The following is a 14,889-nucleotide window of genomic DNA, read 5'->3' as shown; positions in this document are numbered from 1 at the left end:
CCGCGGGGACGTGGCACGCTCGGATTACTACGCGCAGATCAGACGAACTGGTCTCCGTGGGCCCCTTCCACCCGTGATCGCAGTTTCTTAATCTCCTGTTCCCGATTCTTGGGGTAAATGAGCAGTACGTCTCCTTCGTCAATGATGAGAAGATCGTCTACTCCGCCAATGACCATCAGTTTGTCCTTTGGTCCGCGAATCAGGGAGTTATGTACGTCTTCCATGAGGACCTGATTCCCGGAAACCACGTTGCCGTTTTCGTCTTTTCCACTTTCCTGATAGAGCGCTCCCCAGGCCCCCAGGTCCGACCACCCAAACTGAGCGGGGATGGTGTAAATGTTGTCGGCGTTTTCCATGATGGCATAGTCCACCGAGATCTTGGGGGTCTGGGGGTAAAATTCATCGATGAAGGCCTGCTCGTCTGCGGTATTGTAGCACGCCAGGCCCTGCTGGAGGAGGGCAAAAATTTCCGGAGCGTACTTTTCGTAGGCATCCAGGATGGTGGCCGCCCGCCAGATAAAGATGCCCGCATTCCAGAGGTAATTTCCGCTGGCCAAAAAACTCGTGGCGGTGGCCATGTCCGGCTTTTCGGTAAATCGCTTTACGGGATATACCCCGCTGTTTTCCTCCGCTCCCTCAAACTGGATGTACCCGTAGCCCGTATGTGGCCGGTCGGGAGAAATACCCAACGTCAGTAGGGCATCATTCTCGGCGGTAAAGGTGAGCGCCTTATTGATGTTGTTGGCAAACAAGCCCTCGTTGATGATCAGGGCGTCGCTGGGGGCGATCACAAAGTTGGCCTCTGGATCGAGTTGATAGAGCTTGAAGGCCGTATAGGCGACGCAGGGAGCCGTATTGTTGCGGCTGGGTTCGCACAGGATCTGATTATCGGTGACCTCGGGTAAGTGTTCCTTTACCTGCTCCCGGTATTTTCCGTTCGTAACCACAAAAATCTTATCGGCCGTGGTCACGTTCAAAAACCGGTCAAAGGTCATCCGGAGCAGGCTACGGCCGTCTCCCATGATGTCCAGAAACTGCTTTGGGCGGGCCTCCCGGCTGGCGGGCCAAAATCGGGAACCAACACCTCCCGCCATGATGGCTACGTACGTATGATTATTCATTTTTGCAAAGTTTTCCGAGTGAGTCAAAGGGTAATTCCCCGAACATTAATCCGCTTACGTTACAAAGCTAAGCGGGGTGACTCAGCCTCCCGCTGCTAATTCGATAAAGCGACGGTTTCCCGCTAATTTTGGTAGGTTTATTCCCCTGGAGGTAGCAAATCGGGCCGTCTTTCCCTCGTTCGATTCAGTGCCTGCTCTTCCCGCCAGCTTTCGATGGCCGGGAAATTACCACCCAGCAAAATCTCGGGTACCTTTCTGCCCCGCCACTCCGCCGGCCGGGTATACACGGGCGGAGCCAGCAAGTCATCCTGGAAGCTGTCCGTAAGGGCGCTCGTTTCATCGTTGATGACCCCGGGGATGAGGCGACCGATGGAATCGACAATCACCGCTGCGGCCAGCTCTCCTCCCGACAGTACGTAATCGCCGATACTCAGCTCCAGGGTAACGTAGGCATCCCGGATGCGCTGGTCGATGCCCTTGTAATGGCCGCAAATCAGCAGCAGCCGCGTACCTAGGCTGAGCCGGTTGGCCCGGCGCTGATCGTAGGTCTGCCCGTCGGGCGTCAGGTAAATGATCTCGTCGTATTCGCCCCTGGCTTGCAGGTCGTCAATGGCCGCGGCCAGTGGTTCACAGCGCATAACCATCCCGGCACCACCCCCAAATTGGTAATCATCCACGCTGCGGTGTTTGCCCAGACCGTAGGTTCTCAGGTCATGAACCGCTACCGAAAGCAGTCCCTTATCCTGAGCCCGCTGCATGATGGAATGTGACAGGGGAGATTCTAACAATTCCGGAATGACGGAAATAATGTCGATGTGCATTTCGCAAAGATAATTGATTGAAGGACGGTTCCCTTACCCGAAGGCTTGGCTGCGCGCAGCGCCACGAGATTCATGGCACCCGCCCTCCGGGCCCAAACTCCTCCACTACCCACTACAGTACTACCCACTATTCTACCTCACCCCCACCCGGTATCGCTTCCACACATTGATCAACAAACGGAAGGGCGTAATCACGGCCGCAATGACCGCCCAAACCCCGAAGAATCGGTATTCTGCGTGCATGTAGGTGTCCATGATGCCCCCGATTTCTTCCGGAAGGTTTTTCACGAGGATGTCCGGTCCGTTCTCGTCGAAAAAAGTGATGAAGTAGTTGAAGTACTGGACCATGAAGAAGATGAGGGGAATGACCGCAATGCTAATGGCTCCCTGGAGGATGAGTTTATCCCGCAACCAGCTGATGTGCAGGAAGAAGAGATAGCGAGTCAGCGTAATGGCCGCCACCACGTACACGAAGTTGGGGAAGAAAAAGGGGAAATCCGGTACGTTGACGTAGATGGGAGCCAGCACCAGGGCCGCCAGTACCAACGTAAACGCCCACCAGGTAACCTCCAGACTGATTTGAGACAATTTCTGCTTTCCTACGGTCATCATGCACTCATTTGTGCCGCAAAGCTACGTGGAAATCCTTGATTTTCTCCCGGGCTTTACCCCGTCCAGTCTTTTGGCCAATCGGGCTCGGGGTCGAAAATGTGGGGCAAACAAAATACACACTGTCTGATTACGACGGTGCCCCACATATCCACACAACCGGACGCCCCCTGGGGTGTTCCTTTGTCACAACCCACTATGCATGGAGCTCCTTGAAAAAACACCGGACCTGTTTACCCAACTACGGGAAATGGAGCTGTTCCAGCCCGTCGAGGATGATGCTCTCCGGTGGATGCTCGATAAATCCCGCTACGTTCGGTACCCTAAGGACAGTTACGTTTTTCAACACGGTGACGAAGTGAACCACATGCAGGTGATGCTGCGGGGGTCCTACCTGATCCGGAGAGAAAAGGACGGCCGAAAAAGGGAATTGGGCGTATGGGAAGGCCCCTTTGTGTTCGGTATTCTTCCGTTTAGTCGCATGACGCACGCCGGTGCGGCCGGGCTGGCCCTGGAGGATAATTACGTGCTCGAATTGCACCGGGATTGCTTCGTGGAGATGGTCAACACCAGCTACAAACTCACCCAGGTCCTGGTGAGTGTGATGACGAATCGGGTCCGGGATTTCCAGCAAATCCAGCTGATGGACGAGAAGCTGATGGCCCTGGGTAAAATGAGTGCGGGCCTGGCCCACGAGCTGAACAATCCCGCCTCGGCGATGGTGCGTTCCAGTCAGGAACTCCACCGACACCTGCAGCAGACCCCGGAACGCTTCAAGGAGGTGATCACGATGCGCGTAGACCCGGATGACGTGGATGCGGTCAACAAGATTCTCTTCAACCGCATCGCCGAGGCTCCGGACCCGGAGGATTTAAGTCTGATGCAAAGAGAGGAGATGAATGACGACCTGCTCGACTGGTTCGATGACCGTGGGATTGAGCGGGGAGACGACATTGTCGACACCCTGGTGGATTTTTCCTTCACCCCGGAGCATCTCGATGACATTGCGGCCGTTCTTCCCGAAGCGGCGGTGGCTCCCGTCCTCCGGTGGATCGAGACGAACCTGACTACGGAACGGTTGGTGGCGGAAATCCAGACGGCCAGTGGACGCATTTCTGAGCTGGTCTCCTCCATCAAGACTTACAGTCACATGGATAGTGATCCGAGCATGGAGTTCGTGGACGTGCATACCGGCTTAAAGTCCACCCTGACCATGCTTAAATTCAAGTTCAAGAAGAAAAATATCACCCTCGAAAAAGAAGTCGACAAGGACCTGCCCCACATCAAGGCGCTGGAGGGTGAGCTGAATCAGGTCTGGACCAACCTCATTGCCAACGCCATTGACGCGCTGCCCGACAAGGGAGGGAAGATTATCCTGCGTACTTACCAGCAACGCGATAACCTCTGTGTAGAAATTGAGGATAACGGCAGTGGCATACCGGAAGACATTCAGCGTAAAGTCTTTGATCCCTTTTTCACGACCAAGGGAATTGGGGAGGGGACCGGTATGGGGCTCGACATTGTCCGGAGAGTCCTGAATCGGCACGGTGGCACCATTGGACTCGAAAGCGAACCCGGGAAAACCTGTTTTCGCGTCTGTTTCCCTCTCTAATACCCTTTATCCATCCGCTAATCACGCAACATGTCTACTCCCCGAAAGCCCATAATTCTTTCCGTTGATGACGATCCCCAGGTTCTTCGTTCCCTCAAGCGGGACCTGAGGAATCAGTATAAAGATCAGTACCGGGTCATCAGCACCACTAGCGCAGAGGAAGCCCTCGATGCCGTGAAGGAGCTGAAAAAGAAGGGGGAAACGGTGGCCCTTTTCCTTTCAGATCAGCGGATGCCGGAGATGCTTGGGGTGAATTTTCTTGAGCAGGCCAAAGCGTTTTTTCCGCTGGCCAAACGGGCGCTACTTACGGCCTATTCCGATACCCAGGCAGCCATTAAGGCCATCAATGACGTGCAGCTCGACTACTACCTGCTCAAGCCCTGGGATCCACCCGAAGAAAAGCTTTACTCCGTACTCGACGAGCTCCTGGAAGACTGGAAGCTGAGCTATCGCCCCGGCTTTCAGGGCATCCGCGTGGTGGGGTACCAGTACAGCCCGAAGTCCCACAACATCAAGGACTGGTTGGCCGCCAACCTCAAGCCCTACCAGTGGGTGGAGGCCCAGAGTGAGGCCGGTCAGGAAATCCTCGGTCTGCACCAGTGCGGCAACCGGGAGCTTCCCCTGGTCATCTTTGAGGACGGGTCGAGTATGGTTGACCCCAAACTGGCCGACCTCGCCGAACGGCTCGGCATGAGCGCTTCGGTGAGTGAGGATTTGTATGACGTAGTCATTGTGGGCGGCGGACCGGCCGGAATGGCCGCCGCCGTATACGGAGGTTCGGAGGGGCTGAAAACCCTGCTGATCGAAAGGCGGGCACCGGGCGGGCAGGCGGGCACCAGCAGCCGGATCGAGAATTACCTCGGTTTTCCGAGTGGGTTATCCGGCTCGGAGCTTACCCGCCGGGCCATGGCCCAAACCCTCCGGTTTGGGGTGGAACTGGTCTCTCCGCGGGAAGTCCAGGATATTCGCATGGAACACAACTATAAAATTCTGACGTTGGACGACGGGTCCGAAGTAAAAACCCGGGCCGTAATCCTTACCACCGGGGTCCAGTACCGGAAACTTCCCGCCGAAGGCGCCGATCAATTCAGCGGGGCGGGTGTCTATTACGGAGCCGCCATGACGGAAGCCAAAGCCTGCGAAGATCGCACCATCTTCGTAGTGGGTGGCGGAAATTCTGCCGGTCAGGGGGCCGTCTACCTCTCCAAATTTGCCAAGCAGGTCAACATCCTTATCCGGAAGCCCGACCTGACCTCCAGTATGTCTTCTTACCTGATTGACCAAATTGACGGCATCGACAACATCGAAGTTCAGGGGTTCCGGCAAATTGAGAAGGTTTGCGGCGAGGAAGATCGCGTCAAACGGCTCGTCATCAGAAACCTGGAAGAAGACAGCACCTACGAAACACCCGCCGATGCGGTGTTCATCTTCATCGGTGCCCGTCCGCGGACGGAGTGGATTGAGCGCGGACAGATCGCCGTGGACAACCGGGGTTTTGTGATTACCGGGCGGGAGGTCTTCGGTGAGAACAACAACCGCCGCAACTGGCCCCTCGACCGGAGCCCCTATCTGCTGGAGACCTGTCAACCGGGTGTTTTCGCGGCCGGTGATGTTCGCTCCGGAGCCATGAACCGGGTAGCTTCGGCCGTGGGAGAAGGCGCCATGGCCATCAAATTCGTCCACCAGTACCTGGCCGAAACCTAAGGCATCGATCAGTAGGAGGCACCCGCTCCGCCACTCATCGCGGCCTGGTACAGGGCATAGGCGGCGAGGGCTACCTTCAGCAGTAGTGAGATAAACTCTAACCAGGGCTTTCTCCGCGCCAGCTGATCCGCTCGCTTCGTGGGGGTCAGTGGGTAGGTAACGATTACTACGATGATGTCGCGCAGGCGATCTCGCTCCTCCTGTCCGGGAAGGTCATTACGGGGCTTTTCCCCTAATTTCGGATCGGTCTTAGGTGCAGACATGCTTCGTGAGTTTTTACAAAGCTACGGTCGTTTTTAAAACAAAACAAACTTTTTGTTTTAAAAATAAGTCCAATTTCACCCGGTCATCAATATTTTTAAAATTTATTACTCCTTGAAAAGCACTAAAATCACCTTTGCCAACGGACGAGGCCATCAGTTATCCGCCCGCCTGGAGGTTCCCGTAAACCAGTTGCCCCATTCTTTCGCGCTCTTCGCCCATTGCTTTACGTGTTCGAGCAGTCTCGCCGCCGTCCGCAACATCAGCCGCGAGTTGAATATGCAGGGGTACGCCGTGTTGCGTTTTGACTTTACCGGATTAGGCAACAGTGGCGGAGATTTTGTGGATACCAACTTCACCACCAACATTTCCGATTTGATTGCGGCCGCCGAATGGCTTACCGAAAACCATCAGCCCCCCTCCCTGCTGGTGGGCCATAGCCTGGGTGGAGCCGCCGTACTTTGTGCCGCCGGTCAACTCCCTTCCGTAAAGGCGGTAGCCACCATCGGTGCTCCCTTCGCCCCGGACCACGTCTCCGCCCATTTTGCCGAAAGCATTGAGGAAATTGAGTCCGCCGGCGCGGCCACCGTAGATATTGGAGGAAGGCCCTTTAAAATTGCCAAGCAATTTCTTGATGACCTCGAGCAACATCGCGTCGAAGAGCACATTAAAGACCTCGACGCCGCCATCCTGATTATGCATTCCCCCCAGGACCGGACGGTAAGCATTGATGAGGCGGCCAAACTCTATCATGCGGCCCATCACCCCAAAAGCTTTGTTTCTCTGGACGGTGCGGACCATTTACTCACCGACGGTGAGGACGCCCATTACGCCGGGCAGGTGATTGCCGGCTGGTCATCCCGCTACATTAAAGTGGCCAAGAACGACCCGTTGAGAAGTCAACAGGCGGTTGCGGTGCGTCTGGGTAGTTCGGGTTTCACCACCGAAGTGATGGTGCGGCAACACCACCTGACCGCCGACGAACCCGAGAGCATCGGCGGGAATGACTTTGGCCCCAGCCCCTACGAATTACTCAGCGCGGGTCTGGGTGCCTGCACCGCCATGACCATGCAGATGTACGCCCGTAGAAAGAAGTGGCCGCTGGAGGAGGTGGAAGTACACATTGACCACCGTAAAGACTACGTCCAGGACATGGAAGCCGCGGAAGAAAGGCCGGCAAAAATCGATCTGTTCGAGCGCTTTATCGTCATGAAGGGGCCCCTGGAGGAGGCTCAGGTCACCCGACTACTGGAGATTGCCGATCGCTGTCCGGTTCACCGTACCCTCCACGAGACGGTGGAGGTCAGTACCCAACTAAAAGAAGCGTAAGCTGGGCCTACTGATTGGCTTCCAACCAGCCCAGTACGTAGACCAGCGGCGCATTCCAGTTCAAACAAATTTCATTGGAGGCATAACTCGGTTCCTGATCGGCCCAACTTTGCATCGGACGGGCCATGGTGGGATAGGTAGTGTATTGCCGGTCCTGTTGTTTGGGGTTCGGTCCGCCGGATAGTAAACCCGGCACGGGTTCCGGGATACCGTCTGCTGCACTCTGCCGGTGGTGAATGAACATGGGCGTCTTCTCCCCAAAGCCCGTCAGAAAGCTTACCCCAAGGGGGTTATGGCCGAAAATGTAGTCGACCGACGCCCGGATGGCTTCCAGGTAATCCGGCTTCGGCGCGTAATTGTGCGCGGTGGCCATCACCATCGCCGCATTGAGTACGTCCGAATTACTGCCCCATTCAAAGGTATTAATGGGTTGGCGGTAGGCGTTTGCGGCAACCTGCTCCACCAGGCTATCCGCTACCCCGATCACCTCCGCCAGGAGTGCTTCCCGGAATTCGAGGGGTACCCGGTCTTCGTGCCGTAACAGGCTGTAGACCCCCATCATCCCCATGTAGGCCGTCCAGCTTTCCCCGGCATTGTACCTGACCTTGGGTGGATTAGCTTGCAGCGCGTTCAGAAACTCCTGCTCTCCCGTCGTGCAAAACAGTTCCGCGGCGGCAAAAACCCATTCGTCGTAAGTATCCACGTCACCGTACTGTCCGGTGGAAACGTCCTTCGGGTTGACGAAGGAGACCGCCGGGTTCGCCTTCGCCCACGCCCAGGCACGACGGGCAGCGGCCAAACATTGCTCCGCGTAACCGGCATCGTATTCCCGGAAGACGCGGGCCGCCTGGGCGGCAGCGCCCGCAAAGTCCAAGGTTGCGTGGGTACTTTTTCCCACCACGTAGCGGTCACTGGTCGCCTCGTGGGGCATTACCATACCCTCAAAATTCTTGGTGGTGAACTTGTGGAACAGTCCGCCGTCTTCGTCCTGCATGGTGAGGAGCCAGTCCATCTCAACCTTCATCTCATCAAGGAAGTCACTCTTGCCGTTGCCGCTTTCGGGGATGTTCAGCGTAGCGTCTGCGGCGGGGTCGCCCACGTCTTCCCAGAGCGCCAGCATCTGACCCAGGGGGAAGGCGCCATTCACGACGTACTTGTTGTAGTCTCCGGCATCGTACCACCCACCGGGACTGTCCAGCCGCCCCGTAGTGCGCCCACTGGAGGGGTGAAAGCGCGCGCCCAGATCGGGGTGTCCCGCCGGGCGATGCCACTTTCCTGCGTGTACTTCCCTCAGCTCCTGGCTCGCCCGCTGGTAGTAGAAGCTCTTTACTGCTCCGCGAAAGGCTTCCTGGTGCAGATCATCCGCGACCGAGAAGGGATACGAATAGCCAATTCCGGGAACATAAATCCGGTATTCCCCCCGGCCGGGGCTGGACAGCTCCGTGTACCGAACCCTCGCTCCGGCATTTTCCGTCCAGTCCTCTTCGGTCCCCAATTCTCCCCGGGCGACGATACTATCTCCCGAAATCGTAGTGAGGAAGTAGACCGGTTCTTCTGGCGCAGGCGCAGGTGCCAGGGAATCCCGTACGGCATCGTAAAGACTCACACTAAAGCGCACCGGTGCACCGGGATAATATCCGATTTGGTGCAGCTGAATCTGTTCGCTCACCTCACCCGAAAAAGGGGGTGGATCCCCGTCAGAGGGGGCACAGGCAAACAACAAAAGAGCAACACAAATGGTGGCAGTTAGGTTTCTCATCGTTAGTCTTCGTTTGAAGGCGGAAGGTACCGTAAGGTCGGGGGCTACACTAAGGTAGGTAACGGTTAGTTACTCGTTTGACGTAGCCGGTCCGGCCTAACCCTCTCCGGCCAGGCAGATTAACGTCCGGGAAAATATCTTCGCCCACCGCCCGGATCCGACATACCCGTAACCTTAGCATGGCCTCCGGCGTCTCTGCACTCGATCGTTCCCATCAGGCAGCAATGGGCCATAAGCGTCATCGCTGCTCTCCCCAACTCTCCCGATCCAGGTTGCGGAAATTAATGGCCTCGGCGATGTGCTGGGGAAGGATGTTCTCGTCCCCGTCCAAATCGGCAATGGTACGGGAGACCTTCAGGATGCGGTCATAGGCCCGGGCACTTAATTGCAGCTTTTCCATGGCCGTCTTCAGCAGCTGTTGCCCAGCCGCATCCACGACGCACCACTTTCTCACCATCCGACTGGGCATTTGCGCATTGCAGTAGATGCCGTTTTGTTCCGCATAACGGCCGGCCTGAATATCGCGGGCCTTTACCACCCGCTGAGCGATCACCGCACTGGTTTCGGTCTCCGGCGGCGTACCGGTCAGCTTTTCCAGGGGAACCGGCGTCACTTCCACCTGCAGGTCGATGCGATCCAGTAAGGGGCCACTGATCTTGCTCAGGTAGCGTTTTACGGCACCCGGCGGACAGGTACACTCCCTTTCCGGGTGATTGAAGTATCCACACGGACAGGGGTTCATACTGGCCACCAACATGAAGCTCGCCGGAAAATCCACCGTCACCTTTGCCCGACTGATGACGATGCGCCGCTCTTCCATCGGTTGACGCATCACCTCCAGGGCCGTCCGCTTGAATTCCGGTAGCTCGTCCAGAAAGAGGACCCCATTATGGCTCAGACTGATTTCGCCGGGCGAAGGGTAACTCCCTCCGCCCACCAGTGCCACGTCGCTGATGGTGTGGTGGGGTGCCCGAAAGGGACGGTTAGTGATCAGGGCCGCCGATTCCGGTAAAATCCCCGCAACGGAATGAATCTTGGTCGTTTCCAGGGCCTCCCGGAGGTCCAGGGGAGGCAGGATGGTGGGTAACCTACGGGCCAGCATCGTCTTTCCCGCTCCGGGAGGACCAATCAGGATGACGTTGTGCCCGCCCGCCGCAGCGATGGTCATGGCCCGCTTGATGTTTTCCTGCCCCCGGACGTCACTGAAGTCCAGCTCGTAGCTGGCGCGTTGCTGAAAGAATTCCTCCCGGGTATTTACCTGGGTGGGCTCCAGCTTGATGTCGCCGGTCAGGAAATCGATGGCCTGGCGTAGGCTCGTCACCCCGTAGACCGGTAGGTCACTCACGATGGCCGCTTCGCGGGCATTCTCCTCGGGCACGATAAAGCCCTTGTATCGCTGCGCCCTCGCCTGGATGGCTATGGGGAGCGCGCCCTTAATCGGACGCAATTCTCCGCTCAACGACAGCTCTCCCATGACCATGTAATCCTGAAGGTCCGGCACCACGATTTGTTGGGTAGCGTTGAGGTAGCCCAGGGCGATAGGCAGATCATAAGCGGCCCCTTCCTTGCGAACGTCCGCGGGGGCCAGATTGATCACAATCTTCATCCTCCGGTTCATAAAACCACTGTTCTGGACGGCCGCCTCCACGCGGTAGGATCCCTCCCGGATGGCGCTGTCCGGCAACCCCACTACATTGTACCAGGGCTTCCCTTCGGCTACGAAGCCTCCCGCGTTCACTTCAACGGTGATGGAGCGGGCATCAACGCCCTCGACGGCGCTGGCAAAAGTCTTTACTAACATATTACTGCTCGGTTGCAGTAAGCCTTATCAAAACAAAAATAGTTTTATTGCACAAATAAAACAAAAAAGATTGCCGCGTCGTACAATCCACCAAACTACCCGAATACCCTGCTGCACCGATCTCTCCTGCACCTGCGCTTGCGCCCCCGTCGTCAGTCCCCGTCAGCCTTAGCTTTTTTCCTTGTCCTGAACGACCGGCTTGCGGAGCAAGCCTGATCCAGAGTCTCCTCCTCAGCCTTAGCCTCCTTCTCAGCCTGAACAACCGGCTTGCGGGGCGAATCTGATCCAGGGTCTTCTCCTCAGCCTCAGCCTTCTTCTCAGCCTGAACGACCAGCTTGCGGAGCGAATCTGATCCAGTGCCTTCTCCTCAGCCTTAGCCTTCTTCCCAGCCTGAACGACCGGCTTGCAGAGCAAGCCTTTTCCGGTACATTTTCCTAAAACAACAACTCCTTGATCGTATCGGCGTAACTCCGGCTGGCCCGGACGATTTCTCCGTTGGTGAGGATGACGTCAAAGCCATGTCCTTCGCGGTAAATTTCCCGGATGGCCTGCCGGTTGATGATCGTAGAGCGATGAATACGGAGGAAGAGGTCGGGATTCAACCTGCGTTCCGTTTCTCCGAGTCCGTACTGCGTCAGGAAGGTTCTTTCTGCGGTCAGGATGGAAGAGTAGTCGCCGTCGGCCCGGATGCAGAGGATATCCTTGATGGGGAGCGCCACGTATTTATTTCCCCGGCTGACCATGATCCGGTCCGGGTAATTGGCGGCAGCCTGATCGTGCAGGTGTTGGGTCAGTTTTGCCACCCCGGGCTGGGCGGAACTCATACGTTCCCGCAGTCGTGCTACCGCTTGCCCGAACCGCTCCTGGGTGTAAGGCTTGAGCAGATAATCCACGGCGTGCAGCTCGAAGGCTTCCAGGGCGTAGCGGTCGTAGGCCGTACTGAACACCACCAGCGGAAGCACTTCCAAACGGGTGAGGACTTCCAGGCCGGTGAGCCCCGGCATCTGTACGTCTAGGAAAATGATGTCGGGTTCGTGCTCGGCAATGAGCCGAAGGGCATCCACGCCATTGTGGGCTTCGCCCACGATGATCAGGTCTTCATGAGCGCCCAGATACTCCCGTAACAGGTTCCGGGCGGGAGCTTCGTCGTCGATCAGCAGTACTTTCTTGAGCATATTCCAGGGGCATATAAAATATACAACGCGTCCCTCCGTCCGCGGGCTGCTCAATGATCAACTCCTGATCGAACAGCAACCGCAAACGCCGGCGCGTATTCCGTAATCCGTAGCCTTCCCGCGGTTTGTTACGTTCTTCGGGGGGAAAGCCAACGCCGTTATCGGAGACCATAAGCCTCAAGTGGTCGTTGACTTTTTTGGCTTCCACCACTACTTCTCCTCCCTCTACTTTCGGGGAGATTCCGTGGCGGACGGCATTTTCCACCAGGGGTTGCAACAGCAATGGAGGGATGGAGGCCCGGCATAAGGGGTCATCGGCAGTGGGGGCGATCCGGAAGGTTAATCGATCCCCGAAGCGGGCGTGCTCCAGGCGCAGGTAGTCCGCCACGAAGTCAAACTCTTCGGCCAGCGTCACGCGGGAGGAACGATTGGCCGCCAGTTGGTAGCGGAAGAGGTCACTCAGCTGGGCAATCATCTGGCGGGTCTGCTCCTGCCCCGGCCCTACGCTGGCACTGATTGTATTGAAGGCATTGTACAAAAAGTGCGGATTCAGCTGGGCCTTCAGCGCCGAGAGTTCACTCTGCAGGGCCAGTCGCTCGCTTTCCGCCCGGGCGAGTTCCGTCGTGCGGAAATTCTGATAGTAGTGCCAGGCATGAAAGACCCCAAATTGCACGGCATAGAATAGGCCGGGGATGTAGATATCCCACCATTGTCCCGATCCTTCCAGGTGCCATCGATCCAGGACGTTCTCGTAAATCCAGTAGTAGGTTTGTTGCCATCCCTTCACCCAGACGGGCATCAGAGCAATGTTAAGCAGAATTTTTGCCCGTAAGCTCCAGTGGTCAAATACCCGGAAAGTCAGGTACCAAATGGGTAAGGTAAAGAGTGCCTTCAGGGGGTAGTCAAGGTAGATGATGCCCCAGCTATAGTCTGCATTGTATTCGGCGGGCAGAGAGTGCTTGAGGCTTACCATGTAGAAGATGGCAAACGCCAGGTACAGGACCGCCAGTAGGCCGATTTCCCGTCGATGTTCCCCGATGTAACTGAAGAGTGACTGCATTACTGAGTAAGGTAGCGATAAATGCGGTCACCGTAGCGCGGGCCCCGACCACAAGCATGGTCTCTGGAAGACGTAGCGGATTTGTCAACCTCATTTCCTCACCCTAAAGGTATTCCTAATCGCTGATCGTTACCTGAGAAAGTAGTTAAACGACCACAACATCCGTCGGATGTCCAAAAACGGGTCCTTCTTTTGCCCTTCAGGTGCGCCGCACTCGTCCGTACGTAGCTTAAGGAGTTATTCGGGGTTCTGGCTGAATAAGGGGGCGCAAGCGCAGGTGCCGTGTAGTGAAGTGATGGAGCCAAGATGATGGGGGTAGTACCCTGCTCATTTCTTCCTTTGGCGGAAGACCATGATGGTGAACTTTGTCGTACTTCTACATATCTACGCGGGAGCCCGAAATTCCGGCCCCAAAAACGGCTGTTGTATCGTGGAATCCAGGGACTGAGATTGGTGCACCTTGTTCCGGTTTCCCTGCTTTTGTCGTACTTCTACATATCTACGCGGAAGCCCGAAAGTCAGTCCCACAAACCAGCTTTGGTAAAGTAGGATTGGAGGATGGGGTTGGCGTATTTCGTTCCGGTTTCCCTGCTTTTGTCGTACTTCTACATATCTACGCGGAAGCCCGAAAGTCAGTCCCACAAACCAGCTTTGGTAAAGTAGGATTGGAGAATGGGTTGGCGTAATTTGTTCCGGTTTTCCTGCCTTTGTCGTACTTCTACATATCTACGCGGAAGCCCAAAATCCCGCCGTTGAAAGTGGTTGTGATGCGGGGTGACTCTCCGGCGTATAGACGTATCTATACGTTAAGCTTGCCTCCCCTCCAACCACAAAAAAACGGCCCCACCGGATCACTCCGATGGGGCCGTTCGTCTATCCGTTTCGGATAGTGGTCGGTTCGCCCTAGCGCACTACCACCATCTTCTTGCTCGCCGTAAAGTCGCCGGCCGTCAGGGTGTAGGTTAGTACACCACTGCCGCCCAGATCACTCCGCGACAGCTCCAGCTGATTGGCTCCCGCTACCGCATCCAGTTCGCGAACCAGCACGATCCGACCGGCTGCGTCCCGCAGCGTCAGCGTCGCCGGACCCGCCTGGGCCAACTCAAAGCGTACGACCGTCGTCTCCGTTACCGGATTGGGCGTGTTCTGCAGCAGTCGGTTCTGGGCGGATACTTCCAGTGCTCCTCCAAACTGCAGGCTCAGACTTCCCGCGCCGCCGTTGGCGGCCGTTCCCTCCCGATAGGTGATCGCATCCGTCATCCGGAGCACCTCACTTAAACGCAGGTCTTCGGTGGCCCGTACCTCCAGGCTGATCTGCGTGGGACCGTTGAAGGCCATCGCGATCATTCCCTCACCGGCACGGTTCAGGTTCATCGCTCCTTCGCCTTCGTAGGCTACGTTGACCAGCTCCAGTCCCGCGGCCAGCTCCAGGGTACCCTGGAAGCCCGCTAGGTTTCCGTTGCTGATTTTTACCGTGTGCGTCTGGCCCGCGGCCAGTTCGGCTTGCTCTACGTTCAGCTCAAGTGCAGCGCGGCCGCCGGCGCGCACCACGTTACCCAGCTCAACGCCCACGAAGTCAGCATCCGTCACGTTGCCCTGCAGGTTGTTCACGTTGTACACCTCGGGGAAGGTAACCA

Annotated in this window: 12 protein-coding genes; 3 read left to right on the top strand and 9 right to left on the bottom strand. The window is 56.8% G+C overall.

The features are described from left to right. Nucleotides 1-38: 38 nt before the first annotated feature. From E1J53_RS14775 to E1J53_RS14765, 3 genes are all read right to left on the bottom strand, one after another. Nucleotides 39-1,121, bottom strand: coding sequence for a mannose-1-phosphate guanylyltransferase (locus E1J53_RS14775; RefSeq protein ID WP_253931829.1), 1,083 nt, complete (start codon nucleotides 1,119-1,121; stop codon nucleotides 39-41). Nucleotides 1,122-1,258: 137 nt separating this feature from the next. Further along, nucleotides 1,259-1,942: a tRNA (guanosine(37)-N1)-methyltransferase TrmD gene (gene trmD / locus E1J53_RS14770; RefSeq protein WP_134274522.1), complete on the bottom strand. Its 684-nt coding sequence runs from the start codon at nucleotides 1,940-1,942 to the stop codon at nucleotides 1,259-1,261. Between the two features lie 132 nt (nucleotides 1,943-2,074). After that, nucleotides 2,075-2,554, bottom strand: a complete 480-nt coding sequence (locus E1J53_RS14765; RefSeq protein ID WP_134274521.1) for a hypothetical protein — start codon at nucleotides 2,552-2,554, stop codon at nucleotides 2,075-2,077. A 199-nt stretch (nucleotides 2,555-2,753) separates the two neighbouring features. Between E1J53_RS14765 and E1J53_RS14760 the strand changes: the two genes are divergently transcribed. After that, complete coding sequence (locus E1J53_RS14760) at nucleotides 2,754-4,163, top strand: ATP-binding protein (protein ID WP_134274520.1); 1,410 nt, start codon at nucleotides 2,754-2,756, stop codon at nucleotides 4,161-4,163. Nucleotides 4,164-4,193: 30 nt separating this feature from the next. Next, nucleotides 4,194-5,867 carry an FAD-dependent oxidoreductase gene (locus E1J53_RS14755; RefSeq protein WP_134274519.1) on the top strand — a complete coding sequence of 558 codons (1,674 nt, stop codon included), beginning with the start codon at nucleotides 4,194-4,196 and terminating at the stop codon, nucleotides 5,865-5,867. Nucleotides 5,868-5,875: 8 nt separating this feature from the next. Here E1J53_RS14755 and E1J53_RS14750 read toward each other — a convergent pair whose 3' ends face one another. Further along, a complete protein-coding gene (locus E1J53_RS14750; protein ID WP_134274518.1) occupies nucleotides 5,876-6,130 on the bottom strand; it encodes a hypothetical protein in 255 nt (84 codons plus the stop codon). A 112-nt stretch (nucleotides 6,131-6,242) separates the two neighbouring features. Here E1J53_RS14750 and E1J53_RS14745 point away from each other — a divergent pair, with 112 nt between their 5' ends. After that, nucleotides 6,243-7,457 (top strand): bifunctional alpha/beta hydrolase/OsmC family protein, encoded by a 1,215-nt coding sequence (locus E1J53_RS14745; RefSeq protein ID WP_134274517.1) that lies wholly within the window; start codon nucleotides 6,243-6,245, stop codon nucleotides 7,455-7,457. A gap of 7 nt (nucleotides 7,458-7,464) precedes the next feature. Here E1J53_RS14745 and E1J53_RS14740 read toward each other — a convergent pair whose 3' ends face one another. The 5 genes from E1J53_RS14740 to E1J53_RS14720 all read right to left on the bottom strand — a co-directional run. Then, nucleotides 7,465-9,216, bottom strand: coding sequence for a glycoside hydrolase family 9 protein (locus E1J53_RS14740; protein ID WP_134274516.1), 1,752 nt, complete (start codon nucleotides 9,214-9,216; stop codon nucleotides 7,465-7,467). 238 nt (nucleotides 9,217-9,454) lie between these two features. Beyond that, a complete protein-coding gene (locus E1J53_RS14735) occupies nucleotides 9,455-11,017 on the bottom strand; it encodes a YifB family Mg chelatase-like AAA ATPase (protein ID WP_134274515.1) in 1,563 nt (520 codons plus the stop codon). 434 nt (nucleotides 11,018-11,451) lie between these two features. Next, on the bottom strand, nucleotides 11,452-12,192 hold the full coding sequence (locus tag E1J53_RS14730) for a LytTR family DNA-binding domain-containing protein (RefSeq protein WP_134274514.1): 741 nt from the start codon (nucleotides 12,190-12,192) through the stop codon (nucleotides 11,452-11,454). Further along, nucleotides 12,116-13,252, bottom strand: a complete 1,137-nt coding sequence (locus E1J53_RS14725) for a sensor histidine kinase (protein WP_134274513.1) — start codon at nucleotides 13,250-13,252, stop codon at nucleotides 12,116-12,118. The genes E1J53_RS14730 and E1J53_RS14725 overlap by 77 nt, the downstream gene beginning before the upstream one ends. Before the next feature lie 903 nt (nucleotides 13,253-14,155). Next, on the bottom strand, nucleotides 14,156-14,889 hold a 734-nt coding region (locus E1J53_RS14720), incomplete at its 5' end, for a T9SS type A sorting domain-containing protein (RefSeq protein ID WP_154640209.1).

The organism is Lewinella sp. W8, assembly GCF_004375085.3.
Classification (GTDB): domain Bacteria; phylum Bacteroidota; class Bacteroidia; order Chitinophagales; family Saprospiraceae; genus Neolewinella.
This window is presented reverse-complemented; position numbering and strand designations above follow the sequence as displayed.

Excerpts from the sequence above, each read along its gene's own strand:
- E1J53_RS14775 (WP_253931829.1), bottom strand. The coding sequence starts at position 1,121 with ATGAATAATCATACGTACGTAGCCATCATGGCGGGAGGTGTTGGTTCC.
- trmD (WP_134274522.1), bottom strand. The coding sequence starts at position 1,942 with ATGCACATCGACATTATTTCCGTCATTCCGGAATTGTTAGAATCTCCC.
- E1J53_RS14765 (WP_134274521.1), bottom strand. The coding sequence starts at position 2,554 with ATGATGACCGTAGGAAAGCAGAAATTGTCTCAAATCAGTCTGGAGGTT.
- E1J53_RS14760 (WP_134274520.1), top strand. The coding sequence starts at position 2,754 with ATGGAGCTCCTTGAAAAAACACCGGACCTGTTTACCCAACTACGGGAA.
- E1J53_RS14755 (WP_134274519.1), top strand. The coding sequence starts at position 4,194 with ATGTCTACTCCCCGAAAGCCCATAATTCTTTCCGTTGATGACGATCCC.
- E1J53_RS14750 (WP_134274518.1), bottom strand. The coding sequence starts at position 6,130 with ATGTCTGCACCTAAGACCGATCCGAAATTAGGGGAAAAGCCCCGTAAT.
- E1J53_RS14740 (WP_134274516.1), bottom strand. The coding sequence starts at position 9,216 with ATGAGAAACCTAACTGCCACCATTTGTGTTGCTCTTTTGTTGTTTGCC.
- E1J53_RS14735 (WP_134274515.1), bottom strand. The coding sequence starts at position 11,017 with ATGTTAGTAAAGACTTTTGCCAGCGCCGTCGAGGGCGTTGATGCCCGC.
- E1J53_RS14730 (WP_134274514.1), bottom strand. The coding sequence starts at position 12,192 with ATGCTCAAGAAAGTACTGCTGATCGACGACGAAGCTCCCGCCCGGAAC.
- E1J53_RS14725 (WP_134274513.1), bottom strand. The coding sequence starts at position 13,252 with ATGCAGTCACTCTTCAGTTACATCGGGGAACATCGACGGGAAATCGGC.